This window comes from Pseudomonas sp. PS02290 (genome assembly GCF_029960075.1).
GTDB lineage: Bacteria > Pseudomonadota > Gammaproteobacteria > Pseudomonadales > Pseudomonadaceae > Aquipseudomonas.
In genome coordinates this window covers 1-26,222 of the sequence record NZ_JASCOY010000053.1, presented here as the reverse complement: position 1 = coordinate 26,222, position 26,222 = coordinate 1, and the positions used below count along the sequence as shown (strand labels likewise).

The window sequence follows — 26,222 nt, the reverse complement described above, 5'->3', positions numbered from 1 at the left end:
CCGTCCTTGATCGGGGACTACACCCCCAAAACAACCCCATCCCGCGTCTCGCTCGCAGCGCGCAGGTAAGTCTCGAATGAGTCGATAATCCCGGCCCATCCCTGACGACTGGCGTGCTGCCGGGCGTTCAGCCTGACCCGGCGCAAGGTTTCGTCATCCTCCAGCATCCACCGCGCGGCATCGACGAACCCGTCCTCATCCCCCGGCATCGCCACCGCGCCATTATGGCCGTGGCGAATATGCTGGGCCGCCGCCGCTTCGTCGTAAGCGACCACACCCAGCCCTGATGCCAGCGCTTCCAGCACCACGTTGCCGAAGGTTTCAGTCAGGCTCGGGAACAGAAACAAATCACTCGACGCATAGTGCGTCGCCAGCGCATCGCCGCGCTGGGTGCCGCAGAAGATGGCGTCCGGGAGCTGTCGCTGCAGCGTTGGCCTGACCGGTCCGTCGCCGACAATCACCAGCCGCAGGTTTTTCTCGGGATAGGTGCTGACCAGGCCGTCGAAGGTGGTTTTCAGCAGGCCCAGGTTTTTCTCCGCTGCCAGCCGTCCCACGTGCAGAACCGCCGTATCGCCGGCTTCAAGCCCCCAGCTTTCGCGCAGCGAATTTGAGCGTTTCGACGGGTGAAACAGCTGGCAGTCAACGCCCCGCGACAGCAGTTCCAATCGCTCGAAGCCTCGGCGTTCAAGCTCGGTTTTTTGCGTGAAGCTGGGCACCAGGGTGGCGTTGGAGCGGTTATGAAACCAGCGCAGGTAGGTCGTCAGCAGGCGCGTGATGAAACTCAGCCCGTACTGCCGCGTGTAGTGCTGAAAGTTGGTATGAAACCCGCTGACGATCGCAATCCCCAGCCGCCGCGCGGCGCGCAGCGCCGAAAGACCAAGCGGCCCTTCTGTCGCGATGTACAGCACATCCGGGCGATTGCGCTGCCAGCGGCGCAGCAGTTTGTGCATCGACGACTGGCCCCACTGCAATCCGGGATACCCCGGAATCGGCCAGCCACGGCACAGCATCAAATCTTCCCCGGCCGCGCGCAATTCATCGTCGGTCTGCCGCGGCCGAATCACCTCAACCCGATGCCCCCGCAGGCGCAGCCCGTCGCACAAACGGCTGAGCGTATTGGCCACGCCGTTTATTTCCGGTGCATACGTTTCGGTGATCAGGGTAATACGCAGGGATTTACTCATGAGATCAGTTTCTGAGCGGGTCATTGCGCTTGTGTGGCGGTTGAGTGATGGATTTGTGACTGCAAATGGCTGGCCGGGATTCGGTATTGGCCGCGCTTGATCCTGACCGGTTTCAGAGCGACATACGACCCGGTCAGGTTCGGATACGACTGCGGTGACACGGGACGCGTCATTTACCAACGGTGAAGGGCACAAGCCTCGACTCGCCGATGCGTTCGAAGGCAGCTGGCTCCGGCACGTAGTGGGTCTGCACCGGGTTCAGGCTGGTCAGTTGCAGGTGCGAACGGGGCTCTGCGGGCCTGGCAAGGTTCGCGGATTCAGCGTTGAGGGTCTGTGAAACGAAAGGCTGAGTCGCCCGCGCCAGTGCTTGCATGAATGCGGGAGCGTGGGGCTCTGGCTTCTTCTGTCGATCCATCACAAAGGACGCAGGATAGGCGGTTGTTTTTAGCGGGGTGGTCAGGGGTGTCGATTCCATGGGCATTTAACTCCTGTGGGTGACTACGCCGCGAGATTGAAACGCGGCGGCGAATGCTCGTCCGGAGTGGGCATGTCCATGGTTAAACAAGGAAGCTGTGGGACGTTGTGAATAGTGTTGTAGGAACTGTCCTGATTTTCCCGAGGTTGATTAAAAGAGTGTTTCCGCCTTTAGCATGCGTCGCCTCAACTTCTGGAGGAAACGCTGTGTCCGAGCCATTCAATACACCACCTGCTGCCGATTTGACGGCTCCGCCTACGAACGGCCCGCCGTTTTATACCGTGTCGCTGATCAAGCTGACGGTGATGATGTTCATCACGTGCGGGTTGTACGGGCTCTACTGGTATTACAAAAACTGGTCGCGGTACAAAGCCTGTTCGGCGAAACCGATCTGGCCGGCTATGCGCACGCTTTTCTGTTTTTTCTACTTTCCCTCACTGTTCTGCAAGGTAAATGCCGCGCTTAAAGAGACGGGTCGAGGCGGTATCCCTTACTGGGGCGTCTACGTAGCAGGGATCTACCTTCTTACGTTTACCCCTTCTATTGTCACTGGGTACGCATCGGGTTGGGGTAGCAGCCCATCCGCAGCGCTCGGGCTCATCCCGACCATAGGGGTCTACACCATTACGGGGCTGGGCCAGTTCTTGATTACCCTGAGGGTGCAATCGTTCATCAACCGGTTGGACGGCAAGTCTGGGGAAAGTCGCAGGATCCGCTTCACGTTTGGGGACGTGGTCTGGACGGTGATAGGCATCTGTTATTGGGCGCTTTTAATGCTGATCTATGGTTGGTTGAGTCCAGCAAGCATGTAATAAAAAGGCCTCAATCGAGGCCTTTTCAGTAAATCAGCGAATCCGCTCTGCCAGCGTCTCCGCCCCACGCTCCCTCACCCAGAACAACGTCGCTCCCGCCACCGCCGCCGGCATCATCAGGATGTTGACCACCGGTATCAGCAGCACCAGATACACAATCCCGCCGAAGCTCATGCTCTGCCAACGCTTGGCGCGCAGCCAGTCGAGCATGTCTTGCCAGCTCATTTTGTGATTGTCGGCGGGGTAGTCGATGTACTGGATGGCCATCATCCACACGCCGAATATCAGCCACAGCGGCGCAGCGACGAGGTTTACCACAGGGATCCACGAAAGGATGAATAGCCCGATGGCGCGGGGCAGGAAGTAGCCCAGTTTGCGTATTTCCCGGCTCAGGGTGCGTGGGACCATTTCGACCAGCTCGCCCCAACTGAATGCGGGGAAATCGTCCGTCCCGCGCAGGACCACCTCCACTTTCTCGGCGAGAAAGCCGTTGAACGGCGCGGCGATGATGTTGGCGATCATGGTGAAGGTGAAAAATACCATCAGCGCGACAAGCACTACGAACAGGGGCCACAGGATGTAATTGAGAAAGCCGAGCCAGCTGGGCAGGGTCGGCATGAAGGAGTCGACCCACAGCCTGAATTCGTGGCCGGCGAAGTAGATCATGGCGCTGAACAGCACCAGATTGATCGCCAGCGGCAGCAGGACGAACAGGCGCAGACCGGGGCTCAGGACCAGTTTCAGGCCTTCGCGCAAGTATTGCGGGCCGGACAGGGCGGGTGCAGGCATGTGTGCCTCCAGGCAGTGATATCGCGCCGACCATACCGGCTTTGCTGCAGGGGCGGAAGCGCAGCAGCAGGGGCGACACTCTCTGAAACAATCGTGCAGCGGTGAAGTCTATGCAGGACTGCGATCGCGAAACGGAAGATGCACATAGCGCGGGCCTATGAGCTGGATTGTGAAACGATATTTCCTTAATCTTCTCCGCCCCGATAAGCTTGCGGGCAACTTTCACCGTTGCTGTGCCCCAAGTGGCAGCTTCATGTTTTCAGGATCGGCGGGCGCCACCCTTGCGGCGTAGGCCTCGTCAGTCCCAATCCTCTCAACCGGTACGCCGGTTCAGACCCAGTGACTCCGACCACGCGTAACGATGGCCGGTCAATAGGAGTGTGTCATGTCTGATGTACGTCATTCGCGAGTGATTATTCTCGGCTCCGGCCCTGCCGGTTACAGCGCTGCAGTCTATGCCGCGCGCGCCAACCTCAAGCCGTTGCTGATCACCGGGATGCAGGCGGGTGGTCAGTTGACCACCACCACCGAAGTCGACAACTGGCCGGGCGACCCCCATGGCCTGACCGGCCCTGCATTGATGGAGCGTATGCGCGAACACGCCGAGCGTTTCGAGACCGAGATTGTGTTTGATCACATCAATGCAGTGGATCTGGCGGGCAAGCCGTTCAGCCTGAAAGGCGACAACGCCACTTACACCTGCGACGCGCTGATCATCGCCACTGGCGCCAGCGCCCGTTACCTGGGTCTGCCGTCCGAAGAAGCGTTCATGGGCAAGGGTGTTTCGGCCTGTGCGACCTGCGACGGTTTCTTCTATCGCAACAAGCCGGTCGCAGTGATCGGCGGCGGCAACACCGCTGTCGAGGAAGCGCTGTATCTGGCCAACATCGCCAGCAAGGTCACCCTGGTTCACCGCCGCGATACCTTCCGCGCCGAGAAGATCCTGATCGACAAGCTGCATGCGCGTGTTGCCGAGGGCAAGATCGAGCTCAAACTCAACGCGACCCTGGACGAAGTCCTGGGCGACAACATGGGCGTGACCGGGGCGCGCTTGAAGAACAACGACGGCAGCTATTCCGAAGTGACCGTCGACGGCGTTTTCATCGCCATCGGCCACACGCCGAATACCAGCCTGTTTGACGGTCAGTTGGCGTTGAAAGACGGTTACATGGTCGTTCAAGGCGGTCGCGAAGGTAATGCGACGGCCACCAGTGTTGACGGTGTTTTCGCCGCCGGCGACGTGGCGGATCACGTCTACCGTCAGGCCATCACCTCGGCTGGCGCTGGCTGCATGGCTGCACTCGACGTCGAGCGCTACCTGGACGGTCTGGCGAACGTTTCGTTCTGACCTGATCTCCAGCTGCATAAAAACCGGCTCACTGAGCCGGTTTTTTTATGTCTGGCAAACGCCCGCTCATCAAACCTGAAAACGCCGCAGACGTTACTGCCGGCACACGAAATGTGGGAGCGAGCTTGCTCGCGAATAGGCCCTGCCATTCGCTGAAACTTCAACGACCGACATACCGCCTTCGTGAGCAAGCTCACTCCCACACGATCGTGTTTACTGCGCGAAGCCAGTGTCTTGAGGCCGGGAATCTCCTGCAGACTCAAACGCGGGTTCAGGCCTTGGGCTTGAGCGGCTCGGCGGAAAACTTCACGCTGGCCAGACCGTTCGCGATCAGCGCCCGAATGTTGCCGTGGTCAGAGCCTTCCGGCGTCTCCAGCACTGAGCGGTAGTGCTCGCCAAAAGCCAGCAGCGCTTCTTCGTCGCTCAGGCCTTCCAGCAGCGCCAGGCCGAGGGTCTTGCACGAACCTTCGTTCTGGCCAGCGGCGTTTTCCACCGGGCCGTTGCTGAACGCCTGAGGCTGATAGTCGTAGTGTGCGGCGATGAAGGCCAGCGTGTCGGCGAACAGATGATTGCCGCTGGCGAGGCTGGCGCGCAGGGCGCTCAGGTCAGTCATGCTTGGGTTCCTTGGCAAACGCGGCTTGCTGCTCGGCGCTGGCTTCTTTCTGGTACGTGGATTTCCACTCGCTGTACGGCATGCCGTAAACCACTTCGCGGGCGTCATCGAGGGTGATGTCGATGTGCTTCTCGTCGGCCTCGGCCTTGTACCACTTGGACAGACAGTTGCGACAGAAACCGGCGAGGTTCATCAGGTCGATGTTCTGCACGTCCTTGCGGCTGTCCAGGTGCGCAACCAGACGGCGGAAAGCGGCGGCTTCGAGTTCAAGACGTTGTTGCTCGGTCATGGTGTGCTCTGTCGGTATTAAAGATGGGCGGATGATAAGAGTGGCGGCCAGGCCGGGCAAGCATGCGTCTGCAACGGCAAGCCCAGTGGATCAGCGTGCCGCCGCCAAAGTGATCGACACCGATTCGGCGAAACGCAGCGCGTGGGGTTTGTCGACTTCGACTTCGGCGTATTGCACCGCTTCATGGGTCATCACCAGGTCGAGCACTTCCTGCGTCAGGCGCTCGAGCAGGGCAAAGCGGTTGCTTTCCACGTGCTGGATGATCGCCTTGGTGATGGTCCGGTAGTTCAGCGCGTGATCGATGTCGTTATCGCGCACCGCTTCCTGTGCCGCGTACAGGATCGTCAGGTTGATCAGCACGTCCTGCTTGTTGAGGATTTCGGCTTCGTTGATGCCGATAAACGTACGCAGGCACAGGTCTTTGACCCTGATGCGTGCGGTACCGGGTTCGAGTCTTGCCATGGACTACTTGCTCCGTCCGATCAATTGCAGAAATTCAATGCGGGTCGTGGTCGACTCGCGGAAGGCGCCGAGCATCACCGAGGTGTTCATGGTCGAGTTCTGCTTTTCAACGCCGCGCATCATCATGCACATGTGCTGAGCCTCGATCACCACGGCCACGCCTGCGGCCTTGGTCACGTCCTGAATCGCATCGGCGATCTGCCGCGTGAGGTTTTCCTGAATCTGCAGGCGCCGCGCGTACATGTCGACGATGCGTGCGATTTTCGACAGGCCAAGGACTTTCCCGGTGGGGATATACGCGACATGGGCCTTGCCAATGAAGGGCAGCAGGTGATGCTCGCACAGCGAGTACAGCTCGATGTCCTTGACGATCACCATCTCGTCGCTCTCGGACGCAAACAGCGCGCCGTTGACGATCTCTTCCAGCGTCTGCTCGTAGCCATGACACAGGTATTGCATTGCCTTGGCGGCGCGCTTGGGCGTATCCAGCAGGCCTTCGCGTTCAGGATCTTCACCCAGGCCGACGAGGATTTCACGGTAATGCTGTGGCAGTGACAGGGTCATCAATGGTTCCTCGGGGCGGCTTACTTGACGTGCCGTCCGCCGTTTACGGTCAGAGTGGTGCCGGTGACGTAGGGGTTATCCAGCAGATAGCGCAGGCTCTGGTAAATCACCTCGGCGCCGGGTTCAATCCCCAGCGCCGACTTTTCCAGTGTGCGTGCACGGTATGCCGCGTCGTCGTCGGGTTGAAACATCAGCATGGCCGGGGCGATGCCATTGACCTTGATATGAGGTGCAAACCTGGCGGCGAAGGACAGGGTCAGGTTTTCCAGGCCTGCCTTGCTGGCGCTGTAAGCGATGTGCTTGCTGCTGCCCTTGCGCGTGACGTCGTCGCTGATGTGAATAATGTCGGCCGGCTCCGAGCGCCGCAACAACTCGGCGCAGTGCAGATTGATGAGGTAGGGCGCCAGCATGTGCACACTGAACATTTGCATGAACACATCCGCTTCGTCCCCTGGCGTCTCGGCCAGCCAGTCCGACGCGTTGTGCACGATAGCCCTCAGGCTGTCGGTCTGCTCCTGGAGTCGGGCGACGAAATCCAGGATGCTCGTCTCCGAAGAAAAATCAGCTTGAAGCACCACCGCACCCAGCGCCTTTAAATGCTGCACGCCCGGCCGCTCGCTGCGGTAAGTGATAATCACAGGCTGGCCTTCCGCCAACAGACGCTCGGCGCAATACAGGCCGACACGCTGGCTGGCACCGGTGATCAATACAGGGGCGGGGAAGCGGGCCATGGTCTTCACGCATTCATCAACGGGGAGGGAGGTCTGGCGAATCGGTGCTGAATGACGAACAGTGGGTGCTCGCATTGCGCCATCGAAAACGACCGTCGGGCAAAGTTACCCCAGCGGTCGATACTTGTACAAGCACGGAAAAATGTACATGTTTTTGATAGGCGCTCCGCTGTGACATTTCATCGCGGGTGGGTGTGAGCGACCCTGATCAGCGCCCTTCGCCGGACGCTAGCGCGTGGAGGCGGGCTCGGTCGAGCCGACCGGTGCAGGCGTGTTGCTGTGCAGCCATCCCGCCAACAGATGGGTCGACAGCGGGATGAACCAGAACACCATCAATGGCGTGAGGATCAAGGTGCTGATCATGATGCGCGGGAACAGCTCCAGCTGACCGAGCAGCGGCCCCAGCGTGAAGTTGAAGATCAGCGACACCGGAAAGAATGCCAGCCAGATGGCAACGGCCTGCTTCCAGCGCGGCGGGCGCTGACCCACGGCGCCAAACCAGCCGTCGATGCCGCTCACCCGGTGCACGGAATTTTTGGCAAACAGACCACTGCCGCGCACCAGCCAGGAGCGTCGGGAGGCAGAATGCTCCCAGGCGTGCATGGTGGCTTCATCGGCGAAGCGGAAAATAATCTGGAATTCATCATCCCCGGGTGGCGGAGCGAGCACGCCTGACCCTAGATAGCCGGGGAAGTCTGTAGCGAGTTGTTCGCCTTCATGCAGCCAGGCAATCAGTTCCTGATAGCGGCCATGGGCGACGCGACGGGCAACCATCAGCGTGACGGGTGAGGTAGACATTGTGTATCTCCGATAAACAAGTGAGGTTCCCGGGTAGGGAAATCACATGACGCGGCGCCGGGGTGGTGGCGATGCGTCAGCTTCACTGGAAAAAGCAAGCAAGGATTATTCCTGAAACCTGCGATAAAGCCAGAGGTGTTTGTCGGAAGGGGAGAGCTGTCGCGAAGGATCGCCGGATCAGGCAATCCTAGAGGTGCATCGAGGGGTGAATCTTGCGGTGTTCCTGAAGAATGTACTGACGCAGGCGCTCGGTGTCTTTCTTGCTGTTCTGGCTCAATCGATACGCGGCCAGACCATGCTGGGTCAAACGTTCGAAAGTGCCGCGCAGCGCGATAGGCACATAGCCCTCCGGACTGAACCAGGCAGCGAAAGATTTTGGCGGCTTGGTCTGTTTGCGCATTTCCAGCAGGATGCCTTTGAAGGAAACCTCATGCACCCAAAGCGCGGTGGGCGAGCCCCTTTGCGTTTCCAGAGGCATCGGCTCGGGCAGTATCAGGCGCCATGGGCGGATGCGCGGGCCTTCTTCAAAGATGCTCGGAGCACCCAGCTCCAAATGCAGCGCATGAAATTCGTCCTCCACCAGATGCAGTGGGAAGGTCATTTGCTGATTATCGAATTGAGCCTGAATCGTGACTTGCTCATGAGCGGCGAGGCGAGTCAGCAGATCCTGAATCTGCACACCGCCGTTAACCACCAGACTGCTGGATTTGTCGCGCACATTCAGCGTGGGGTTGTGCTGCATGTTCTGGATAAACTCCAGCTCATCAGGCGTGAGGATGTTGTCGCGCTGCATGGTCAAGCTCGATTAACCGGTTATTGAGAAAGCAGACAGATGGTTCGCGTTTAGGTTGCGACCGTTCGTCAGTTGCCAGATGTTACCCCTTCAAGATTTCATTCTCCAGCCGAGCTTGCGCCCGTTCGGCATTTAACTCGACTCCTTTCCGTCGGGCGTATGGCCAGTGGGTCTTATGAACTGGAGTGCCAATTTGAAAGTAGTACAGAAGCACAGATAGGACAGGAAATTTCCAGCATCGTTGAAAGTCATTTGGATCAACGGCGCGCTGATCACTAGGCTTGCCGTCTGGCTTCGCAAGGTCGGCAGTTCAAGACATGCCGCCGCGCTGAGGCATAATGCCGCACAATTTTTACCGGTCACAGGATTAACCCATGAAAGTCGCGATTATTGCGGGCTCGGTATATGGCTCGGCTGAAGAGGTCGCCCGCCACGCCCAACAGATCATCAAGGATGCAGGGCACGAGGTGCTGTTCAACCCACGCGCCACCCTTGCCGATTTGCAAACCTTTGGGCCGCAGGCTCTGCTGGCAGTGACCTCGACCACGGGGATGGGCGAGCTGCCGGACAACCTTCAGCCGCTCTACCACCAAATCCGCGACGGGCTGCCTGGTGCATGGCGTGGGCTGCCCGGTGGTGTGATCGCCTTGGGCGATGCGAGTTACGGCGACACGTTTTGTGCGGGTGGCGAGTTGATGCGCGAGCTGTTTGGCGAGCTTGGGATCCGCGAGGTGCAGGAAATGCTGCGACTGGATGCCAGCGAAACCGTGACGCCGGAAAGCGACGCCGAGCCCTGGCTGGCAGCGTTCATCGGGCAGTTGAATAGCTGAGTGGCGCGCTGACGACGACCCGTCCCGGTCAGGGCATGACCCAGCCATCCCCCAACATTATTGATCACCATTCAGCGGGTATTGTGTTGATTGTGACCCGGCAGCGAGTCGTTGACACTCGATGACTGTTTCGCCCGCTATTGCCGCTGCTGACGCCTGATTAGTTAAGGACAGCGGTGGCAAAGTCGGCATCATCATTGGGAGAGCAGCATGAGTGAGTCCGTACGTTTTGAAGACAAAGTGGTAATCGTCACCGGTGCGGGCGGCGGATTGGGGCGAGCCCACGCGCTGCTGTTCGCGCAACATGGCGCGCGCGTGATCGTCAACGACCTCGGCGGTTCGGCCCATGGCGAAGGTGCCAATGCTTCAGCGGCGGATCGAGTGGTCGCGGAAATCCGTGAAGCGGGCGGCGAGGCGGTTGCCAATCATGATTCGGTCACCGACGGCGACAAGATCGTCCAGAACGCCCTCGATGCCTTCGGCCGCGTCGACGTTGTGGTTAACAACGCCGGCATCCTGCGCGACAAAAGCTTCGCCAAAATGGAGGACGCCGACTGGGATCTGGTTTACCGCGTGCATGTTGAAGGGGCCTACAAAGTCACCCGCGCGGCCTGGCCCCACCTGCGGGACCAGAATTACGGCCGCATCATTTTCACCTCGTCCACTTCCGGCATTTACGGCAACTTCGGTCAGGCCAACTACGGCATGGCCAAGCTCGGCCTGTACGGGCTGACGCGCACGCTCGCGGTCGAAGGGCGCAAAAACAATATCCTGGTCAACGCCATCGCGCCCACCGGTGGCACGCGCATGACCGAAGGCTTGATCCCGGCCAGTGTGTTCGATCTGCTCAAGCCCGAGTTGGTCAGCCCGCTGGTGGTGTACTTGGGCAGCGAGCAATGCCAGGACAGCGCCGGCCTGTATGAAGTAGGCGGCGGCTGGATTGGCAAAGTCCGTTGGGAGCGCAGCCTGGGCGCCGGCTTCGACCCACATGCAGGCTTTTCACCGGAAGACGTCGCGTCGCAGTGGCAAACGATCAGTGACTTCAGCGATGCGGTGCATCCGGCTGACAACGTCGAAGCGCTCAAGGAAATGATGGCCAATCTGCAGAAATTTTCCTGATCGTTGTTTTATCAATAGTCGGCTAGTTCGGCGATCGAACTGGCCGTTTTTGTAGGAAGTTTATTTGCCGCGATGTAGGAACGGTCTCTGAATGAGGCAATGATTCCGTCTTCACTTTTTCAGCCTAAACCCCGCCCCGAGTCGCCCGACATGCCTGAGGATCAACCGATTTTCAGGAGGTTTTATGATTGGCAATCTGAGTAAGGTGCAGGAGCGGCTGAGGGTCTACAGCGCTGTCCCGGACAAGCAATTTAACGTGCGCTCCGGCCTTAATCCTCAAGAGGAGGCGGTAAAGCAGAAGGTGCGTCAGTACTGGGCGGACAAGAGCATTCCTGATGTTAAAAAGCTGGAGGGCTTGAACATCAACCTGGCTGGATTTGATCCGCGTAAGACCAGTAACAGGCAACTGATGGAAATCGGCGTTCTACTGGCCGAGCAAGGAATTATCGATGGAGACCTTATTGGCTCTATGTCTAGCATCAATGTCAAGTTCGATGCGCTAGGAAACGAGATTAATATGGATGAGGAGGTCAATGCGTATGAGTTCTTCACCCAGCAATTCGATCGACTGCAGGACTCTATCAAGCAAGGCAATGAAATGGCGAAGGGCGCCGTGGTGGATCTGAACACCGCCGTTTCTGTGCTGATGGCACTGGAGGAACATGCAAAGCGTCCACGCGAGCGCTCATTGGTGAATATTCGTGCCTGAGGTATATGAATGCGCAGCCAGGGGCACAACCGATGTGCCCTCGGCCTTTAGCTGTTACATGGGGACGACGTAACTCCCTGAGTAACGGGTTGGCGCAGGACTTTGTACGTTATCGAGTACCAGTCGGAATGTTTAAACAGAACATTGCGTAGGAATGTCGCTAGAAACGCTGTGGGATCTTTCTGAGCTTTGTTTTTGAGAAGAAGGACGGACCATCGCAAGCATGAAAGGCATCCGGAAAGTGTCCTGAGTCCAAAGCAAAAAAAAAGCCGCTGCAATCGCAGCGGCCAAATAAGACGTTGAATCCAGGAGCTTCAAAACACAACGTCGGTGACGACGGTCGAGCGCATCCTCAAGCCATTCAAGGGCCAGTGGGCTGCTCAGAGGCCGCGAAGGTTAAGGGGTTTGTTGAAACCGAAACAGCGTGCTTTGTGACAAGCAGTTTTACAGCCACAGCAACAGTAGGACCTCACAACGGGGCCGCAGGAAACGCTCTTTGTTCCTGCTTCATAGGTCGGCTGGTCTCGCCCATCGCTGTCAATAGTTATGCCATCGGTCTGCGACTCAGCGGTTCAGATGGCGGCTCATTCGGACTGCCCACTCGTTAATTCTCGATGAGTACTGGGCTGTGGACGAGCAGACTCTCACCCGAATCCCCTGCGAAAGCGACTGCCAAAAACGTCGATATCATGCCGCTGGTTCCCGATGGCCCCGATGCCGCCGTCTATCTGTTCAGTCCCTCTGGCGGGGTGGAGGAGTTCGCGACGCTTGATGCGATACCGTCGACGTAATCACTGGTGTAAGCCTCGCCCGGGGCCATTATGCGGGTTATTTCCCACAAACCACGTCGGCCCAACATTGCGAGCCAAGCAATATGTACCGCTCAGAGGGATGAGCAATCGTCTGAAATACAGCTCCCGAACACCTCACGTTTTACCCATTGGCCGGATGCCGGTGGGCGTGACTGTTCTTTATCGGAGCTATATCCGTGAATGATCTATCTGCTGCAATTCACTCCAATGTCCAAGGTGCTGGTCAGCAGCACGCCACCACTCATCACCTTCTCGCCTTTACGACGGCGTGCACTCAATGTGCCTCGGTACTGGACAACCTCCCTTCGCTTGGGGACGTCGCTTTTGATCGCCTCTCAAGCTTCCTGCGCGGGCATGTATCCCTATGGAACCCGAACATTATTTTTCTGAACACCGCGTCCGAGTCGGGGACGGTGCAAAGATCGTGTTCGCTTACTGATGCCCTGATCCAGGCCATGACGTTGGGGAAAAGCGCTTTCGATCAAGATCTTCAGGCCCTGTATTACCGCCACGACAGCATCGAGGCGCAGCACCTGGTGGCAGAAAAAGATTTCGCCACAATCAAAAGTATTTTTGGCCAGGTCCTGGCGACGTTTCCTGGGGCTTACCACGCGGCGCTCGCCTGGGAATGGGACAGCCATGAGCAGTTCTCCGCTGGCGGGAAAAGGGCAGCGCGCCATGAAATCGTCAGTGGTCATCATCATTCGGCACTCAAGCACGATGTTGAGTTTCAGTTCATTGAGCAGCGACTGAACGGCGATGAGAAAAAACGCCTCCTGGATGTATTGAGTCACACTCCCACTGGCGGGCTTTTCAAAATATCACTGCGTCTTCCGGGTGGAACGAAAGCACCGCTGCTCTCGGTCTTCGCGGTTGCTCAGGATGAAAATGCGGCCGATGCGCGTCATGCCTCGGCCCCTTGTTACCTCGTCATGGCCGCAGGCGGGGTTGAACGGTATGAATCCTTTTCCGAACTCAACAACCAGCTGGCTCGGCGACTGTCCGTGCCTGCGGGTGAGGGGCCGTTGCTGAAAAACCTGTATTTGTCGGATCTTGCAGGATTGCCTGAAAATAACGTTGTCGGCGTTGACGATCTTGAATACGAGTCCTGTGTCGAGCCGATGCTGCACTGTCATGTACAGGGACTTCGCAACAAGCAGGCAAAAGACTTCGAGTTTCTGGTGCAACAGGCCGGAGCGAACAGTGACGGTTATCACGCCTTTTTGAACAAGGTCAGTGAAGTACAGGTGTGTGCTCATGTCGACGAAGCGATGGGGTATCGATTCAAGAGTCTTTCGGTGCGTGCCCAAGACCTCACTCAGCCGCAATGGCTGAAATACGCAGCCCCCGAAAAGCGCGAGCACTATGCGAAGCTCAAAAGCCAGTACAGCGAGCGCAAGGAAGCCGTCGATGCGATGCTTGAGGGACTGGAATCGCTGGAAGTATTTGCGCGTTATGAGATTGATCGCTATGTGCGCAGGCACCTGGGCTATTCGGTCGATCCGCAGCAAATAACGATCAGCGTACCGGATGAGTTCGACGTCCGGGGCGGCACTTTTTCGGTGAACCACCGCAAGTCGTTGCTCGAGTTCGCGATGCTCGGCCTGCCGGTAGTTTCAGGTAGGGGCCAGGTGATCATCCCTGCTGCGTACTCAAATCCTGCGTTTACGTTCGGGTTTGTGAAGACAATGCTTGATGAGCTGGATGTGCAGCGTCGTTACCGCCAGCAGCTCAGGGCGCGGCTTTCCCAGGAGGAGACCCTGCGAGCTCTGACCCACAGGCGAGATGCCGCATTGGCACTAAGCGCCTGGGCGGCTTCGCTTCAAGGCCATCTGGTGGACGACCGAAGCCAGGACCTCATCCATCTGGTGCGAGCGGACATTATTCAAGACGGTGCGGTGATGACGCTGGGCAGCCTGAAACTGGCGGTCAATGGCGTGCGCTTCAAAGACCTGTTGGTGTTCCGTAAACAGGATGCGGCAGGCGAGGACCATTACGTTCTTTACGCACCTGGTGCGCCGGGCGGCCAGGATATGTTCGGGTTCAACTCATGGCGCCAGCTGTCCTTTGAAGTCGGTAGCTGGCTGGCGAGCGACGCAGGCGGCAACTATGTGCTGGACCAGACCGCCTTGACCGCCGAGGCGGACCACTCCGACTTTTTAGCCAAAGTACGTCGCCAAGGTACGTTGTGGAGTGAGTCCAGTGTCGTGTTCGACGAGCTGGGCGGGAACAACTTCGAAGAGCGCCTTTCAGATGCAGTTCGTCAGAAGGTCGAGAGGGTGCTGACGCAGGATGATGCCGACCTGTTGGGGTTCACCATGGAAACTGCGTATGCGAACCGTGGCGCCCTTGCGTTGCTTGAGCATCGGGTCAGCGAACTCAACAAGGCTTTCGTACACACAACCCAGGCGATGGAGTCTTTCGAGCAGTTTGCGAGGCGCGAAGGCAGCAAGCTGCTCAATGATTACTTGATTAGCCAGGGCATCGACGAGCGCGTCGATACCGATACGATCTTCGTGGATCTGGAGAGTGCTGCTTACGTCGAGAGTCCGGACTTCAGTGCATACACGCGCTTGAGGTCCTTGACCAGTCTGTTCATGGAAGGTTTTTCCGATGAGTACGCGTTCACTCCTGCGGCACCGATGTACTCCTCGGTGGGGCAGGACCTCAGGGCACTGCCGTTGTACTTCGTCCAAAGAGTAGACAAGTCGCTGCGGGATGCGGCGTTGGGTGAGCGTTACATTCAGTGGATCCGGAAAGAATTCCTGAACACCTCCCACGAGCGCTACCCATACCGCAGAGCACTATTCGGCAGGCGGTTGCAGTTTGATATGCAGTCAGCAGCGATGCGGGAATTTTTGAAAGGCAATTTATCCACTGCCCAATATCAATGGTTAGTTCACTTGATTGTTTCGCTGGATAAACAGGCGCTCGCCAAAAACGAGGGGCTTCGACAACGCAGCAAGCGCAGCAGCGCATCCATGTTTCGCTTCGCTGGCCACATCGTTCAAGGCGTTTATATGCTCCGGGATTTCAGCTCCTCGGATGACGACTTCAATCTGTTATATACGCCTGATGCTCCCGATGGCGTCAGTTTCCGGAGGTTGACCGACTACCTGGAACTCATGCGCTCACCAGACATGCGTCGCTATTACTACCTTCGAGTTTCGTATAAAGGGCAGCCCAGTGTAGGGTCTCGTTTCGATGCCATGGACCGCAACATCCCGGAGCAATGGGTCCGCATCGAAAATAGAGAACACCAGAATACCGATCGAGTCACGGATATCCATGATCTTTACGACGAACAAGTCAGCCGCATCATTGCAGATGTCGATGCCCAGATTACAAGCAAGGCGGAACGCTGGGCCGAAAAGATATATTCGGTTGTAAGAACACTCGGCTCCGCGCTGCTGGCGCCCTTTCCCGGCGCAGCGCTTGCATGGACGGCGCTTCATATGGCCATTGATGTACAACGAGGCTTGCTCGCCTATCACGACGGAGATCGTGCAACAGCCTCATGGTTTTTTGGATCCGCTGTCTTTGAATTAATAAGTGTAGGCGGCGGCGTCAAGGATCTTGTTACCCATGATCAGGGACTGGGTGCGAAAGTTGGTCAGTGGGCGTTAAAAAAACTGGCAGCCCAGACCGCTTAATGGACTGCGCGCCCGCTGGGTAGAGACTGCAAACGTTGAGTGAGCCGCACCCGTTGGACCGGGTCCTCACTCAACATCAACGCATGCTCCAGGTCGAAACGCTCGGCCTGCGGGCACTCCAGATGCTGGTACAGGGTGGCACGAGCGAGGTAATCGCTGGTGTTGGCCTGGCCCAGCTCCATCACGCGGGTCGCGTCCTTGAGTGCAGCGAGCAAATCATCGTTTAGCTGATGCAGATAGCGCAGGTTTCGCGACAGGCGCTGAAGCATTGCCGCAGGCGTCGCTTTTAGCATGTGCTCGGCCTTGAGCTGCATGTCTGCGCCGAACTGGCGCAGTAACAATTCCCGGCAGTCTTTAGGATAAAGCCTGCGCCCGCCGTAAGGGTCCAGCGTATGGTCGGCACCGGGCACACGCAGCAGAAAGTGACCGGGGAAGTTAACACCCTCGAGCGGGATTTCCAGCCGTTTGGCTATTTCCAGCGCAATCAACGCCAACCCCAGCGGTTGACCGCGACGACGTTCAAGCACTTTGTGAATCAGGGCAGCCTGCGGCTTGGGCTGGGCAGCATCGTCCTGCTGAAATCCCAGCGTCGCCAGTTGCCGCAGCAATGGCTGGGCAAGCTCCGCAGCCGGCAATAAAGGAAGGGCTGCGCTGACACTGCGTTCCAGCGCGGTGAGCTGGTCGCGGATAACCTGGAAATCAACCTGGCCGTCGTGCTCCGTGGCGATCCACGCAGCGGCTTCGAACGTGGACGGCGGATTGCGTCCAAGACAGGCAATGCATTGCTGGCGCGGATTCATCGACTTCTCCGGCAGGATAAGACGGCTAAGAAGAGTTAACGGATGGCTCTGTTTTATCCCTGGCTGCCGCCTTCGTCCAGCATTGATTCATCGGGCACGTTGAATGGCAGTCCGTCGTCCGGATCCCCACGGGTCGGCCTTCTTTTTTTCAACCAGCGCCTATACTCGCCAGTACGAAAAAGGGGAGCAGTGCCCATGTTCGCTCTCATGCAAAGCTCACGCGTGCAATCACTGCACATGATGGTTGAACCCCTCACCGGCCTGAAGGCGGTGATTGCGATCCACAGCAGCCGCAAAGGCCCGGCGATGGGGGGCTGTCGCTACCTCTCCTATCCAAACGAAGAGAGCGCCATCGAGGATGCCATTCAGCTGGCAAGGAACATGAGTTACAAAGCCGTGCTTGCCGGGTTGTCATTGGGTGGGGGAACGGCGGTGATCATGCGTCCGGCCCATGTGCCTGATCGAGCTACCTTATTCGAGGCGTTCGGGCGATTCGTGCAGACCCTCGACGGCCGTTACGTCACGGCCATGGACAGCGGCACTTCCAGGGAGGACATGGACTGCATTGCCCAATTCACCCCGCACGTCACCAGCACCACGGCAGTCGGCGATCCGTCTGCGCACATCGCGCTAGGGTTGTACGCCGGGATTCGGACCACGGCCATGGCAAGACTGGGCAGCGATAATTTGGAAGGTTTGCGCGTGGCGATTCAGGGGTTGGGGCATGTGGGTTACGCGCTTGCCGAGCAACTGCATGCCGCGGGCGCTGAGCTGTTGGTAGCTGATCTGGACAGCGGGAAGGTGCAGCTCGCCATGGAGCAATTGGGCGCCAAGCCGATTGCCAGCGAAGCACTCCTCAGTACGCCTTGCGACATTCTTGCGCCGTGCGGGCTGGGCGGCGTACTCAACAGCCACAGTGTGACCAAGTTGCGTTGCGCTGCAGTGGCGGGCGGCGCCAATAACCAGCTGAGCTGCGCCGCCATTGCCGACCAACTGGAAGCGCGCGGCATTCTGTATGCCCCGGATTACGTGATCAATTCCGGCGGTTTGATCTATGTCGCGCTGCAGCATCAGGGGCAAAGCCCCGGCACCATCACTGCGCATCTGTCTCAGATCGGCACGCGGCTGACCGAAGTGTTTGCCCATGCGCAAGCTGAAAAGCGCTCACCCGCGCGCGTCGCAGATGAGCTGGCAGAGCGGCTGTTGGACATGGACTGAATCGCTTTCGTTGCGAAGCTGCATCCGGCCTCCTGGAGCTGAGGTTGCGCGCCTGATTACTCTGCCTGCTCCGCCGCGGGTGCCAGCTCGTTGAGTGCCAGGGCATTGCTCTTGAACGCGGCAGCGAAGACGGCGCGGTTCTTTGCCATGAAAATACTGGCGTCTTCGGCGTGTTTTTCGGAGAGGCCGGCGACGTTCTTCATCAGCACATCGGTGAGCAGTTCGGCCAGTTCCAGCATCTGATCATGGGCATCGGCGAGTTTGCGGTCCACGAACGTAGTCTCCAAATCACGGGTACTGCGGTAAAGGGTTTCAACAGCCATTGTTGGCCTCGTCGTCATTTCCAGAGTTGTAAGGGATCAGCCCGGGCGCTCAACGCTTCGGCCGACGGATGATGCAAAGACAGCGTACTCCGTCTTTTTACTGTGTATTTATACAGTGCGCAGCATAGGTGAATCGCCGCAGCTTGGGTAGGGGGTGCGCGCTCACTTTTTTCGCCATGCGCGGCCTTGCGACATCTGGTCACGTTCTCAACCTTAGCCGATGGCCCTATTAATGCTTGCTCTCGGACATCCCGCACGCGCAAACCGTCATGCGCGCGCAGCATCATCCGGTCCGGGTCACTCAAGGAAGTACATCGTGAACATCAATGCGGCCTTAGGCCTGCGTCGACAGATCCACCGCTGCGCTGAATCGCAGCGCTCGTTATGAACAGTTTTGGTTGGGTCAGGGGAGGTGAGGGATGGGTGGTGTGAAATGGGCAGATCGGATGCGGGCCAAGCTGCATGGCGGCGCCAACAGCCTGGGCAATTTGGCCGTTGAGGCGTTTCACTATCTGGCGCTGTTCGGCATTGGCGCGGTGACCGCTTACGCCGCGATTAAAGCCTTCATCGGCATGCTCGGGCAGGAGTACATCGCCGTAGATGATATTTTGCTGTTGTTCATCTACCTCGAATTGGGCGCGATGGTCGGGATTTATTTCAAGACCAACCACATGCCCCTGCGGTTCTTGCTGTACATCGGGGTGACCGCTTTGATTCGCTTGCTGATCAGCGACGTGTCACATCACAAAGCGCCTGATCTGGGGATTATCTACGTCTGTGGCGGGGTGCTGTTGCTGGCGTTCTCGATTCTGGTCGTCAGGTATTCCTCGTCGAGGTATCCGTCGGTGCAGGAGAAGGTGGAGTAGGGATGGGATGAGTCCTTATTGTTTAGGACTCATCTACCGTTTGCCCGGCATAGGTCTTGGCTTTTGGTATGTATGCGTTTAGCGGCCAACGCCGAGGACTGTGGACAGGGGCGTGGCGACGGCGTTTCCCATCCATACGCATTACCAGACGGGCTGGGATTACTTCCTGGCCTTTTTCATGATTTCTTCAATCATCTTGAGCGTATCCGAGCCGCGACCTTCGATAAGTTCGACATAAAAATTGCTGTAAGCTTCAGAAAGATCGCGATATTTTCGGAGGTTTGATTCATCCATAATTCGATGGCCTGGTATGTCTCGTGCTTCGACTTCGCTAGTGATCTCACCTCGTTCGGCGGCCGATATTAAATGCTCCATGTGTTGGTACAAAGCGAGTGCTGCCGGTTCTTTTGCTTTATGCAGTTCCAGTTGGTTTCGCAACTCGATAGCGGCTTTTCTTAACGCTTGAATATCCATACTCGCTCCCGATTACCCATTTCGCCAATGCTTTGCTGCAGGCTACTTTAGCTGATCAGGCACAACCTAATGCTCCCTCCCTCCTGTTCTCGTGGTATCGCCCAAATGCTGCGTTTGATGCGGTCTTGTTTACGAAAAATCCAGCGCGTCCTGATGAGCACCGCTTGCGATTAACAAACAGTTCTGCGGTAACCTATCCACTAGCAGACCCATAAAAAATGCCCCGTCTCAGCGGGGCATTTTTGCGTGCGGCAGTTCGTTAATTCACCCACACCCCAACATGGTAATGCCAGCCATCGCCTCGACTTTCCCAGTACGGATGTTGATAGCGATAGCCCGGCCGTACCGCTTCCCAGTGGCCGTGCTCGGCGACGTAGCGGTTGCCGTTCCAGCGCCAGTAGCCGCGGGACCAGATGTAGCCCGGGCGCGGGGCCGGTTCTTCTTCGATGACGCGCACGGGCGGCGCTTGCGGGGCGACGACTTCGACATACTCGGCGCGGGGCGCGGGTCGGTCGACGACTCGCCGCTCGTGTACCACTCTTTCTTCCACGCACCCGGTCGCCAGGGCCAGCGCGCCAATCAGCGCTATGTATCGTAGAGACATATCGTCACCTCAGACTTGTCCAGACTCTGCTGCTCGCCGTTCAGTTGTGTAACGGGGCAGCCGGCTTGCTACAGGTTTGTTGTAACAGTTGCTTTCTGTCTGGGGGCTGAATCGGCGGGACTTAGAGGGGAATCGGCGATCATTGGCGGATGGCAGGGCGCATCAACAATGATGCCCAGAAGAGGCTGCGCTGGAGAGGTGACAGAGATCACCTCACTCCATGCGCATCGAACAATCAGATGCCGGCAGTCAGCTGCGGACGGCCAAGGAAGCTGGTTCGGGTGGGCGGCGGCGAGAGTTGCTTGAGGTCGCCGTCGGTCATGGCTGCCAGGATCTTGATGGCGCTGTGGCCCTGTTCGATGGCGATACCGAACTGGATGCTCTCGATCAAACGACGCAGACGCTTGGGCGAGTTGCGTTGCTCCGCGCTGAGCAGGCGTTTGGCGACCACACCTGACTCATTCGACAACGTCAGCATGATGGTGCCGTCGAGACCCTGAATACTCAGGTTGACCCGGTAGTCGGGGTGGAAGGCGTCAGTGATCAGTTGAAAAGGGTTATCCATGGCCTGTTACCTGTTAACGATCTGCATAAGTTGACTGGGGGTGAATCCTTTTAGTTCTCGAAGCCGATCAACGGTTAATGATTCCTGCCTTGGCCGCTCTCGCTGAAGTCGCGGTGATATCCATCAGTGGTCCGTTGAAACGTCGTCTCATTGAGCGAGTCACTGCGCGCGGAGCTATTAAGCATGCGGCGTGCAGGTGAGGTGTAAGCTCGACGATACAAAGCCTGCAGGGTTTGGGCCACAAGGGACGAATGGTGTAAATGCTTTCAACAGGTGGACCGCGGGCCGCTGAATCGAGAAGCAAGTCATGGTTTCAGCCTCCGCCTTGTACTGGCTAACTGCTTGGATAATTCCCACTCGGCACCATTTGCGCGCCTCATGCGTTCTTTGTGTGCGAAAGGTTGGCCAGTGAAGTCGCCGCGTGTTTAGCGCAGCTCACAAGGCGAACGTTCGGCGCTTAACGAACGCGCAAAAAGAAGGGGCGGGCCCTTTCCAGGCCCGCCCCTCCATCAGCAGTTTAGTGTTTCAAGGCTGCTGCATCAGCCGTGCAATGCTTCATCCTTCTCGAGAAATTCTTCTTCGAGCAACGCGTCAGCACTGACCGGCTCGTCATCCAGATCGCTTTCGATCACCGGCGCCGCGCCGCGTTTGTTGCCGCGCAGTTTTCCGAAAAGATGTTCCAGGGCGTGGTCCAGTTTGACCGCTGCGCCATCCACGGCCTGATCAATCGAATCGGCCTTGTGGGTCACTGAAATGGGTTGGTGTCCTTTTGGCCGGGCTTCCATCTGGCAACGGATGTCGTGGGGGCCGGGCTTATCGCCGTTTTCGTCGTTGATGTGGACCTCAACGCGGGTCAGATCCTCTTCGTATCGTTCGAGCGTAGTTTCAACCGTGGTTCGTACCCACTCCTCCAGACGGACGCTGTTTTCGATGTGGTTATCGCTGTTGACCTGGATTTGCATAGTTCTTCCCTTACTTTGGCTTGCTCGGGAGAGTCTGGACGAGGTGTTTTTCGTCTGCCCTCATTCACAGTGTTGGCGCCGATCCACGAACAATTCAACCCCTTGGAACCGAGAATATATTTCGCGGACGCGGGAACTCGACCGGCAAGTCCATTTTTACTGGGCTACGCCTTTTCAGGGTCTGGTTTCAGGCGCTGCAGATTTGTTGCGAGATTCGTCGGACATCTTTTGCGCATGAGAATATTTATCATTAATATCGCGCCTCGCATCCTCCCACCCAGTACCTGACCATGATTGATCAGCCTCCGTCCTTGAACTCAGCGTGTCAGGACCTCGACCACGAGGCCCCACAGGCTGCACGCGCGCGTTTTCTGGAGGTGTTTCTGTCCCAGCGCCCGCAAATGGAGGCGCTGGTCAGCCGAAGGGTGGGTTGCCGGGCAACGGCGGCGGACCTGGTGCAGGACCTGTTTCTCAGGTTCTGGCGGCGTCCGCTGGTGCAGGTCGAGGAACTCAACACCTACCTGATGCGCTGCGCTGGCAATATCGCCATTGATCATCTGCGCAATGAAAGCACTCGCGCCCGGCTTAACGACGAATTGCTGCCTGACGCGCATCGGCCCGAGGCTGACGAACCCCAGGCGGCGCTGGAGGCGAGCAATGATCTGCGCCACATCGAAGCGGCGTTGCGCGGATTGCCGGAGAAAACCCGGCAGATCTTCCTGCTCAACCGTATCCATGGGCGCAAGTACGCCGAGATCGCCAAGGCCATGGGCCTTTCGCAGAGTGCCGTGGAGAAACACATGATGCGCGCCTTGCAGGCCTGCAAGGCGAGCGTTAATGAGGACGCCGCGCGGGTTGTGCCCCTTGGGGGGAAATCCGGGGGCATACGTCGATGAACGCCGTTTCAGATCAAAATGCCGATCCGCACACCATGGCGCTGAGCTGGCTCAGTGTGTTGCATAACCAACCGACGGTCGCCGATCAGGCGTGTTTTAGCCGCTGGCTGCACGCCGACCCCGCCCATGCCGAGGCGTACGCTCAAGCCCAGGTGCTGTGGGAACTCAGTGAAGAGCCTGCCGCCACCCTGGCCGACGAAGACGCCGCCGCGCTCGACGCATTGCTGCGGAAGATGGACGCGCCCACTCCGCGTAGCCTGCCGCGCTGGGGGGCGGCGCTGGCGATGGCGGCGTGTCTGGTGCTGATGGTGAGCGTCGGGATGGGCTGGAATCCGCAGCGCTGGGCAGAGGATCTGAGCGCCGATTATGTGTCCGCACCGGGGCAGGTCCGGACCGTGGCACTGGCCGACGGCTCGCAGGTGACGATGGACGCTGACAGCGCGATCGCCGTGCATTTCGATGCGCGTGAGCGGCACGTCGAATTGCGCCGTGGCGCCGCATTCTTTCAAGTCACCCACACCGGCGAGCCGTTTGTGGTCGATGGCGGACGCGGGGAAATCCGGGTGTTGGGCACGCAGTTCGAAGTACGGTTGCAGCCCGTCGGGGTGCAAGTCACCGTGCTTTCGGGACGCGTTGGCGTAAAGGCGGCCTCCGATGCGCCGCAGCAGATCCTGACGGCCGGTCAGCGGGCCAGTTATGACAGTGAGCGCACCGGCGATCCGCAGCCTGTCGACAGCGAAAGCCAGTTGGCCTGGCGTCAGGGCTGGCTCAATTACGCCCGCACGCCGCTCGCCGATGTCATCAGCGACCTGAACCGCTATTACCCGGGGCGAATCATGTTGCTCAACGATCAGCTGGCCGCGAAGACCGTCAGCGGCAGCTTTCCCAGCCGCGATCCGAAAGCCGTGCTGGCGGCGTTGAAATCCGTCGTGGGTTTTGAACAGTACGAAGCGCTCGGGCGGGTCATTGTGATCCGTTGATCGCACGCGAGCTGTCGAGGTGTATCGCATTCAAACGGGGTTTAACGATGTGAAAAGTTGGTGTGGCGTTTCGGTAGTAGCGGTCTGGAGCGCATGCGTGCAGGCAGCCGTGCCGGCCTACGACTTTTCGATCCCGGCCAAACCGCTGCCCCAAGCGCTCAGGGATTTCAGTCGGGTGACCGGGCAGGGCGTAATTTACACCCAGGATGCCCCCTACGCGGTCGATGCCCCCGCGTTGATTGGCTCGTTCAGTGCGGAACAGGCGTTAGGCGTGCTGTTGAGCACGTCCGGCCTCACCTTCCGCCGTGCCACCGACGACACCTTCACGCTGCAATCCCGGCCCGCTGAGGGCGCGGTCACCCTTGGCGCAACGCAGATCGATTCCACTCCCAGCGGTGCTTACAGCTATCAGCCGCCTGCTGTGACATCGGTGATGCGCAGCGCAACCCCGCGACTGGAAAACCCCCAGGCGGTGAGCGTCGTTCCGGCGCAGGTGTTGAGCGATCAGGCGCCGCGCAACCTCGATGACGCGCTGGCAAACGTAAGCGGCGTGACCCAGGGCAATACCCTCGGCAGCACCCAGGACACGCTGATGAAGCGCGGTTTCGGCGACAATCGCGACGGTTCGATCATGCGCGACGGCATGCCGGTGGTGCAGGGCCGCAACCTGAATGCCACGGCCGAGCGCGTCGAAGTTCTCAAGGGGCCGGCATCGCTGTTGTATGGGATTCAGGACCCGGGCGGGGTCATCAATGTGGTCAGCAAGCGCCCGCAGTTGCAGTCGGCCAACGCCCTCACGGTTCGGGGTTCGAGCTACGGCACAGGCAAAAACGGCAGCGGCGGAACACTTGATAGCACCGGCGCCATTGATGGCGCTGAAGGGGCGTCAACCGGTCTGGCGTATCGCCTGATCGTTGACCACGAAGACGAAGATTACTGGCGCAATTACGGCGTGCACCGTGAGTCGCTGGTGGCGCCATCGCTTGCCTGGTATGGCGATGACACCGAAGTGCTGGCGTCCTACGAGCACCGGGAATTTCTCTCGCCGTTTGATCGCGGAACGGCCATCGATCCGCGCACCAACCGTCCATTGAACATCCCAGCGCCCCGGCGTCTGGACGAGCCATTCAACAACATGGAGGGGCGCTCGGACCTGTATCGATTCGAGGTCGACCACACCTTCGACGACAACTGGAAAGGCCACCTCGGCTACAGCTATAACCGCGAGACCTACGACGCCAACCAAGTGCGCGTGACCGCCGTCGACCCGGCAACCGGGACGCTGAGCCGTTCCATTGACGGCACCGGCAACGCCCTGAGCACCGATCGCTTCACCACCCTGACCCTGAATGGCGATAAGTCATTGGCCGGCATGCGGCATGAACTGCTGATCGGCGTCGACGACGAATACCGCAAGATTGCGCGGGGTGAGTTGATCCGCCAAAAAAGCCAAAGCACGTTCAGCTATTTGAATCCGGTGTATGGCCAGGAAGCGGAGGGCACTCAGGTCAGTGCGGCGGACAGCCATCAGCTCGACATTTTGCGCACTGACTCGGTGTTTGCTCAGGATTCCGTGCACCTCACCGATCGCTGGATTTTCGTCACGGGCGCGCGTTATCAAGTGTTCGATCAGCAGGCAGGCAAAGGCTCGCCGTTCATGCGCAACACCGATTTGAACGGGCAAAAGTGGATTCCGCGAGCGGGGCTTGTCTACCGCTACAGCGACGAGCTGTCGTTCTATGGCAGCTACACCGAAGCGTTCAAGCCCAACTCCAGCATCGCCACGCTGGCGGGTGGCACCGTGCTGGATTCGGCGACGCCGCCCGAAGAATCGAAAGCGTGGGAGATGGGTGCCAAGTGGGATTCGTCCGATGGCATCAGTGCGACGCTGGCGCTGTTCGACATCAGAAAGCGCAACGTGCTGGTGGCGAATTTTGACTCACTGACCGCAGACACGGTGTACACGACGGCGGGCCAGGTGCGCTCGCGGGGTCTGGAACTGGACGTGAGTGGGCAGCTGTCAGAACGCTGGAGCCTGATTGGCGGCTATGCCTTCACTGATGCCTGGGTGGTTGAGGACCCGACATTGAAAGGCAACCGCTTGCAGAACGTGCCCCGGCACAGCGGGTCGGTCTCGGCGGTGTACGACTTTGGCGCGGTGATGGGAGCGGACCGTTTGCGAGCGGGCTTGGGCGGCCATTACGTCGGCGAACGCCCGGGCAATCCGGACAATGATTTTGATCTGCCCGGCTACACCGTCGCCGATGCCTTCGCGACCTACGAAACCCGTCTGGACGGGCAGAAAGTGAAGTTTCAGCTGAACGTGAAGAACCTGTTTGATCGCACCCATTACAGTTCGGCGGTGAGCCGTTACTTTGTGTCGCTGGGGGATTCGCGGCAGTTGGTGATGGCGACGACGCTGGAGTTCTGAAGGTCTTCCCCTTCCGAGGCGAAGTCCTGGCGATTTACGCAAACCCTGTAGGAGTGAGCTTGCTCGCGAAGGCTGTGGTCCGGCCGGTAAGCGGTCGGCGGATGTACCGGCCTCTTCGCGAG

27 protein-coding genes are annotated in these 26,222 nt (G+C 58.6%); 11 read left to right on the top strand and 16 right to left on the bottom strand.

The genetic code is table 11. The features are described 5' to 3' along the window. Window positions 1-17: 17 nt before the first annotated feature. Together QMX88_RS19845 and QMX88_RS19840 are read right to left on the bottom strand one after the other, a co-directional pair. Entirely contained in the window at window positions 18-1,184 is a 1,167-nt protein-coding gene (locus QMX88_RS19845; RefSeq protein ID WP_282371934.1) for a glycosyltransferase family 4 protein, read from the bottom strand. A 169-nt stretch (window positions 1,185-1,353) separates the two neighbouring features. Next, on the bottom strand, window positions 1,354-1,659 hold the full coding sequence (locus QMX88_RS19840) for a hypothetical protein (protein ID WP_282371933.1): 306 nt from the start codon (window positions 1,657-1,659) through the stop codon (window positions 1,354-1,356). Window positions 1,660-1,865: 206 nt separating this feature from the next. Between QMX88_RS19840 and QMX88_RS19835 the strand changes: the two genes are divergently transcribed. Then, complete coding sequence (locus QMX88_RS19835) at window positions 1,866-2,471, top strand: hypothetical protein (protein WP_282371932.1); 606 nt, start codon at window positions 1,866-1,868, stop codon at window positions 2,469-2,471. 33 nt (window positions 2,472-2,504) lie between these two features. Here QMX88_RS19835 and cysZ read toward each other — a convergent pair whose 3' ends face one another. Further along, window positions 2,505-3,260 (bottom strand): sulfate transporter CysZ, encoded by a 756-nt coding sequence (gene cysZ, locus QMX88_RS19830; RefSeq protein WP_282371931.1) that lies wholly within the window; start codon window positions 3,258-3,260, stop codon window positions 2,505-2,507. 385 nt (window positions 3,261-3,645) lie between these two features. On the opposite strand from cysZ, the gene trxB reads away from it, so the two are divergent. Then, a complete protein-coding gene (trxB, locus tag QMX88_RS19825; protein WP_133771976.1) occupies window positions 3,646-4,608 on the top strand; it encodes a thioredoxin-disulfide reductase in 963 nt (320 codons plus the stop codon). Between the two features lie 271 nt (window positions 4,609-4,879). Here trxB and QMX88_RS19820 read toward each other — a convergent pair whose 3' ends face one another. From QMX88_RS19820 to QMX88_RS19790, 7 genes are all read right to left on the bottom strand, one after another. Next, window positions 4,880-5,221: a HopJ type III effector protein gene (locus QMX88_RS19820; protein WP_282371930.1), complete on the bottom strand. Its 342-nt coding sequence runs from the start codon at window positions 5,219-5,221 to the stop codon at window positions 4,880-4,882. Further along, window positions 5,214-5,510, bottom strand: coding sequence for a DUF1244 domain-containing protein (locus QMX88_RS19815; protein WP_192171866.1), 297 nt, complete (start codon window positions 5,508-5,510; stop codon window positions 5,214-5,216). The genes QMX88_RS19820 and QMX88_RS19815 overlap by 8 nt, the downstream gene beginning before the upstream one ends. Before the next feature lie 90 nt (window positions 5,511-5,600). Continuing rightward, window positions 5,601-5,972, bottom strand: coding sequence for a dihydroneopterin triphosphate 2'-epimerase (folX, locus tag QMX88_RS19810; RefSeq protein WP_065991860.1), 372 nt, complete (start codon window positions 5,970-5,972; stop codon window positions 5,601-5,603). A 3-nt stretch (window positions 5,973-5,975) separates the two neighbouring features. Continuing rightward, entirely contained in the window at window positions 5,976-6,536 is a 561-nt protein-coding gene (gene folE / locus QMX88_RS19805) for a GTP cyclohydrolase I FolE (RefSeq protein ID WP_282371929.1), read from the bottom strand. 20 nt (window positions 6,537-6,556) lie between these two features. After that, a complete protein-coding gene (gene folM, locus QMX88_RS19800) occupies window positions 6,557-7,267 on the bottom strand; it encodes a dihydromonapterin reductase (RefSeq protein WP_282371943.1) in 711 nt (236 codons plus the stop codon). A 228-nt stretch (window positions 7,268-7,495) separates the two neighbouring features. Beyond that, the gene (locus QMX88_RS19795) at window positions 7,496-8,065 is read right to left on the bottom strand and encodes an antibiotic biosynthesis monooxygenase (RefSeq protein ID WP_282371928.1); all 570 of its coding nucleotides are present in this window, start codon (window positions 8,063-8,065) and stop codon (window positions 7,496-7,498) included. A 187-nt stretch (window positions 8,066-8,252) separates the two neighbouring features. After that, window positions 8,253-8,858, bottom strand: a complete 606-nt coding sequence (locus tag QMX88_RS19790) for a hypothetical protein (RefSeq protein ID WP_192171862.1) — start codon at window positions 8,856-8,858, stop codon at window positions 8,253-8,255. Window positions 8,859-9,232: 374 nt separating this feature from the next. On the opposite strand from QMX88_RS19790, the gene QMX88_RS19785 reads away from it, so the two are divergent. The 4 genes from QMX88_RS19785 (at window position 9,233) to QMX88_RS19770 (ending at window position 15,981) form a co-directional block, all read left to right on the top strand. Further along, on the top strand, window positions 9,233-9,688 hold the full coding sequence (locus QMX88_RS19785) for a flavodoxin (protein ID WP_282371927.1): 456 nt from the start codon (window positions 9,233-9,235) through the stop codon (window positions 9,686-9,688). Window positions 9,689-9,898: 210 nt separating this feature from the next. Continuing rightward, the gene (locus QMX88_RS19780) at window positions 9,899-10,807 is read left to right on the top strand and encodes an SDR family oxidoreductase (RefSeq protein ID WP_282371926.1); all 909 of its coding nucleotides are present in this window, start codon (window positions 9,899-9,901) and stop codon (window positions 10,805-10,807) included. Window positions 10,808-10,991: 184 nt separating this feature from the next. Then, window positions 10,992-11,516 (top strand): hypothetical protein, encoded by a 525-nt coding sequence (locus QMX88_RS19775; protein WP_282371925.1) that lies wholly within the window; start codon window positions 10,992-10,994, stop codon window positions 11,514-11,516. Window positions 11,517-12,504: 988 nt separating this feature from the next. Further along, window positions 12,505-15,981: a dermonecrotic toxin domain-containing protein gene (locus QMX88_RS19770; protein ID WP_282371924.1), complete on the top strand. Its 3,477-nt coding sequence runs from the start codon at window positions 12,505-12,507 to the stop codon at window positions 15,979-15,981. Here QMX88_RS19770 and QMX88_RS19765 read toward each other — a convergent pair. Further along, complete coding sequence (locus QMX88_RS19765) at window positions 15,978-16,781, bottom strand: SirB1 family protein (protein WP_282371923.1); 804 nt, start codon at window positions 16,779-16,781, stop codon at window positions 15,978-15,980. The two genes, QMX88_RS19770 and QMX88_RS19765, sit on opposite strands and share 4 nt — an antisense overlap. 195 nt (window positions 16,782-16,976) lie before the next feature. Here QMX88_RS19765 and QMX88_RS19760 point away from each other — a divergent pair, with 195 nt between their 5' ends. Then, complete coding sequence (locus QMX88_RS19760) at window positions 16,977-17,999, top strand: Glu/Leu/Phe/Val dehydrogenase family protein (RefSeq protein ID WP_282371922.1); 1,023 nt, start codon at window positions 16,977-16,979, stop codon at window positions 17,997-17,999. Between the two features lie 56 nt (window positions 18,000-18,055). Here the strand turns inward: QMX88_RS19760 and QMX88_RS19755 are convergent, their stop codons facing one another. Further along, the gene (locus QMX88_RS19755) at window positions 18,056-18,322 is read right to left on the bottom strand and encodes a YebG family protein (protein ID WP_065991884.1); all 267 of its coding nucleotides are present in this window, start codon (window positions 18,320-18,322) and stop codon (window positions 18,056-18,058) included. Between the two features lie 419 nt (window positions 18,323-18,741). Here QMX88_RS19755 and QMX88_RS19750 point away from each other — a divergent pair, with 419 nt between their 5' ends. Further along, window positions 18,742-19,188: a phosphate-starvation-inducible protein PsiE gene (locus tag QMX88_RS19750; RefSeq protein WP_172609665.1), complete on the top strand. Its 447-nt coding sequence runs from the start codon at window positions 18,742-18,744 to the stop codon at window positions 19,186-19,188. A gap of 159 nt (window positions 19,189-19,347) precedes the next feature. Here the strand turns inward: QMX88_RS19750 and QMX88_RS19745 are convergent, their stop codons facing one another. From QMX88_RS19745 to QMX88_RS19730, 4 genes are all read right to left on the bottom strand, one after another. Further along, complete coding sequence (locus tag QMX88_RS19745; protein WP_282371921.1) at window positions 19,348-19,662, bottom strand: hypothetical protein; 315 nt, start codon at window positions 19,660-19,662, stop codon at window positions 19,348-19,350. A gap of 259 nt (window positions 19,663-19,921) precedes the next feature. Next, a complete protein-coding gene (locus tag QMX88_RS19740; RefSeq protein WP_122535300.1) occupies window positions 19,922-20,266 on the bottom strand; it encodes a YXWGXW repeat-containing protein in 345 nt (114 codons plus the stop codon). A gap of 235 nt (window positions 20,267-20,501) precedes the next feature. Further along, window positions 20,502-20,831 (bottom strand): DUF3509 domain-containing protein, encoded by a 330-nt coding sequence (locus QMX88_RS19735; protein ID WP_282371920.1) that lies wholly within the window; start codon window positions 20,829-20,831, stop codon window positions 20,502-20,504. A 539-nt stretch (window positions 20,832-21,370) separates the two neighbouring features. Beyond that, window positions 21,371-21,793, bottom strand: coding sequence for an HPF/RaiA family ribosome-associated protein (locus tag QMX88_RS19730; protein ID WP_065991892.1), 423 nt, complete (start codon window positions 21,791-21,793; stop codon window positions 21,371-21,373). A gap of 290 nt (window positions 21,794-22,083) precedes the next feature. On the opposite strand from QMX88_RS19730, the gene QMX88_RS19725 reads away from it, so the two are divergent. From QMX88_RS19725 to QMX88_RS19715, 3 genes are read left to right on the top strand one after another with little or no spacing between them, the layout of a single operon-like run. Then, window positions 22,084-22,689 (top strand): RNA polymerase sigma factor, encoded by a 606-nt coding sequence (locus tag QMX88_RS19725; RefSeq protein ID WP_282371919.1) that lies wholly within the window; start codon window positions 22,084-22,086, stop codon window positions 22,687-22,689. Then, on the top strand, window positions 22,686-23,669 hold the full coding sequence (locus QMX88_RS19720) for a FecR family protein (protein WP_282371918.1): 984 nt from the start codon (window positions 22,686-22,688) through the stop codon (window positions 23,667-23,669). Before QMX88_RS19725 ends, QMX88_RS19720 begins: the two co-directional genes overlap by 4 nt. A 19-nt stretch (window positions 23,670-23,688) precedes the next feature. Next, on the top strand, window positions 23,689-26,100 hold the full coding sequence (locus QMX88_RS19715; RefSeq protein WP_442969478.1) for a TonB-dependent siderophore receptor: 2,412 nt from the start codon (window positions 23,689-23,691) through the stop codon (window positions 26,098-26,100). The last annotated feature ends 122 nt before the right edge of the window (window positions 26,101-26,222 follow it).

Coding starts and splice junctions, on each gene's coding strand:
- QMX88_RS19845 (WP_282371934.1), bottom strand. CDS start 1,184: ATGAGTAAATCCCTGCGTATTACCCTGATCACCGAAACGTATGCACCG.
- QMX88_RS19840 (WP_282371933.1), bottom strand. CDS start 1,659: ATGGAATCGACACCCCTGACCACCCCGCTAAAAACAACCGCCTATCCT.
- cysZ (WP_282371931.1), bottom strand. CDS start 3,260: ATGCCTGCACCCGCCCTGTCCGGCCCGCAATACTTGCGCGAAGGCCTG.
- trxB (WP_133771976.1), top strand. CDS start 3,646: ATGTCTGATGTACGTCATTCGCGAGTGATTATTCTCGGCTCCGGCCCT.
- QMX88_RS19820 (WP_282371930.1), bottom strand. CDS start 5,221: ATGACTGACCTGAGCGCCCTGCGCGCCAGCCTCGCCAGCGGCAATCAT.
- QMX88_RS19815 (WP_192171866.1), bottom strand. CDS start 5,510: ATGACCGAGCAACAACGTCTTGAACTCGAAGCCGCCGCTTTCCGCCGT.
- folX (WP_065991860.1), bottom strand. CDS start 5,972: ATGGCAAGACTCGAACCCGGTACCGCACGCATCAGGGTCAAAGACCTG.
- folE (WP_282371929.1), bottom strand. CDS start 6,536: ATGACCCTGTCACTGCCACAGCATTACCGTGAAATCCTCGTCGGCCTG.
- folM (WP_282371943.1), bottom strand. CDS start 7,267: ATGGCCCGCTTCCCCGCCCCTGTATTGATCACCGGTGCCAGCCAGCGT.
- QMX88_RS19795 (WP_282371928.1), bottom strand. CDS start 8,065: ATGTCTACCTCACCCGTCACGCTGATGGTTGCCCGTCGCGTCGCCCAT.
- QMX88_RS19790 (WP_192171862.1), bottom strand. CDS start 8,858: ATGCAGCGCGACAACATCCTCACGCCTGATGAGCTGGAGTTTATCCAG.
- QMX88_RS19785 (WP_282371927.1), top strand. CDS start 9,233: ATGAAAGTCGCGATTATTGCGGGCTCGGTATATGGCTCGGCTGAAGAG.
- QMX88_RS19780 (WP_282371926.1), top strand. CDS start 9,899: ATGAGTGAGTCCGTACGTTTTGAAGACAAAGTGGTAATCGTCACCGGT.
- QMX88_RS19775 (WP_282371925.1), top strand. CDS start 10,992: ATGATTGGCAATCTGAGTAAGGTGCAGGAGCGGCTGAGGGTCTACAGC.
- QMX88_RS19765 (WP_282371923.1), bottom strand. CDS start 16,781: ATGAATCCGCGCCAGCAATGCATTGCCTGTCTTGGACGCAATCCGCCG.
- QMX88_RS19760 (WP_282371922.1), top strand. CDS start 16,977: ATGTTCGCTCTCATGCAAAGCTCACGCGTGCAATCACTGCACATGATG.
- QMX88_RS19755 (WP_065991884.1), bottom strand. CDS start 18,322: ATGGCTGTTGAAACCCTTTACCGCAGTACCCGTGATTTGGAGACTACG.
- QMX88_RS19750 (WP_172609665.1), top strand. CDS start 18,742: ATGGGTGGTGTGAAATGGGCAGATCGGATGCGGGCCAAGCTGCATGGC.
- QMX88_RS19745 (WP_282371921.1), bottom strand. CDS start 19,662: ATGGATATTCAAGCGTTAAGAAAAGCCGCTATCGAGTTGCGAAACCAA.
- QMX88_RS19740 (WP_122535300.1), bottom strand. CDS start 20,266: ATGTCTCTACGATACATAGCGCTGATTGGCGCGCTGGCCCTGGCGACC.
- QMX88_RS19735 (WP_282371920.1), bottom strand. CDS start 20,831: ATGGATAACCCTTTTCAACTGATCACTGACGCCTTCCACCCCGACTAC.
- QMX88_RS19730 (WP_065991892.1), bottom strand. CDS start 21,793: ATGCAAATCCAGGTCAACAGCGATAACCACATCGAAAACAGCGTCCGT.
- QMX88_RS19725 (WP_282371919.1), top strand. CDS start 22,084: ATGATTGATCAGCCTCCGTCCTTGAACTCAGCGTGTCAGGACCTCGAC.
- QMX88_RS19720 (WP_282371918.1), top strand. CDS start 22,686: ATGAACGCCGTTTCAGATCAAAATGCCGATCCGCACACCATGGCGCTG.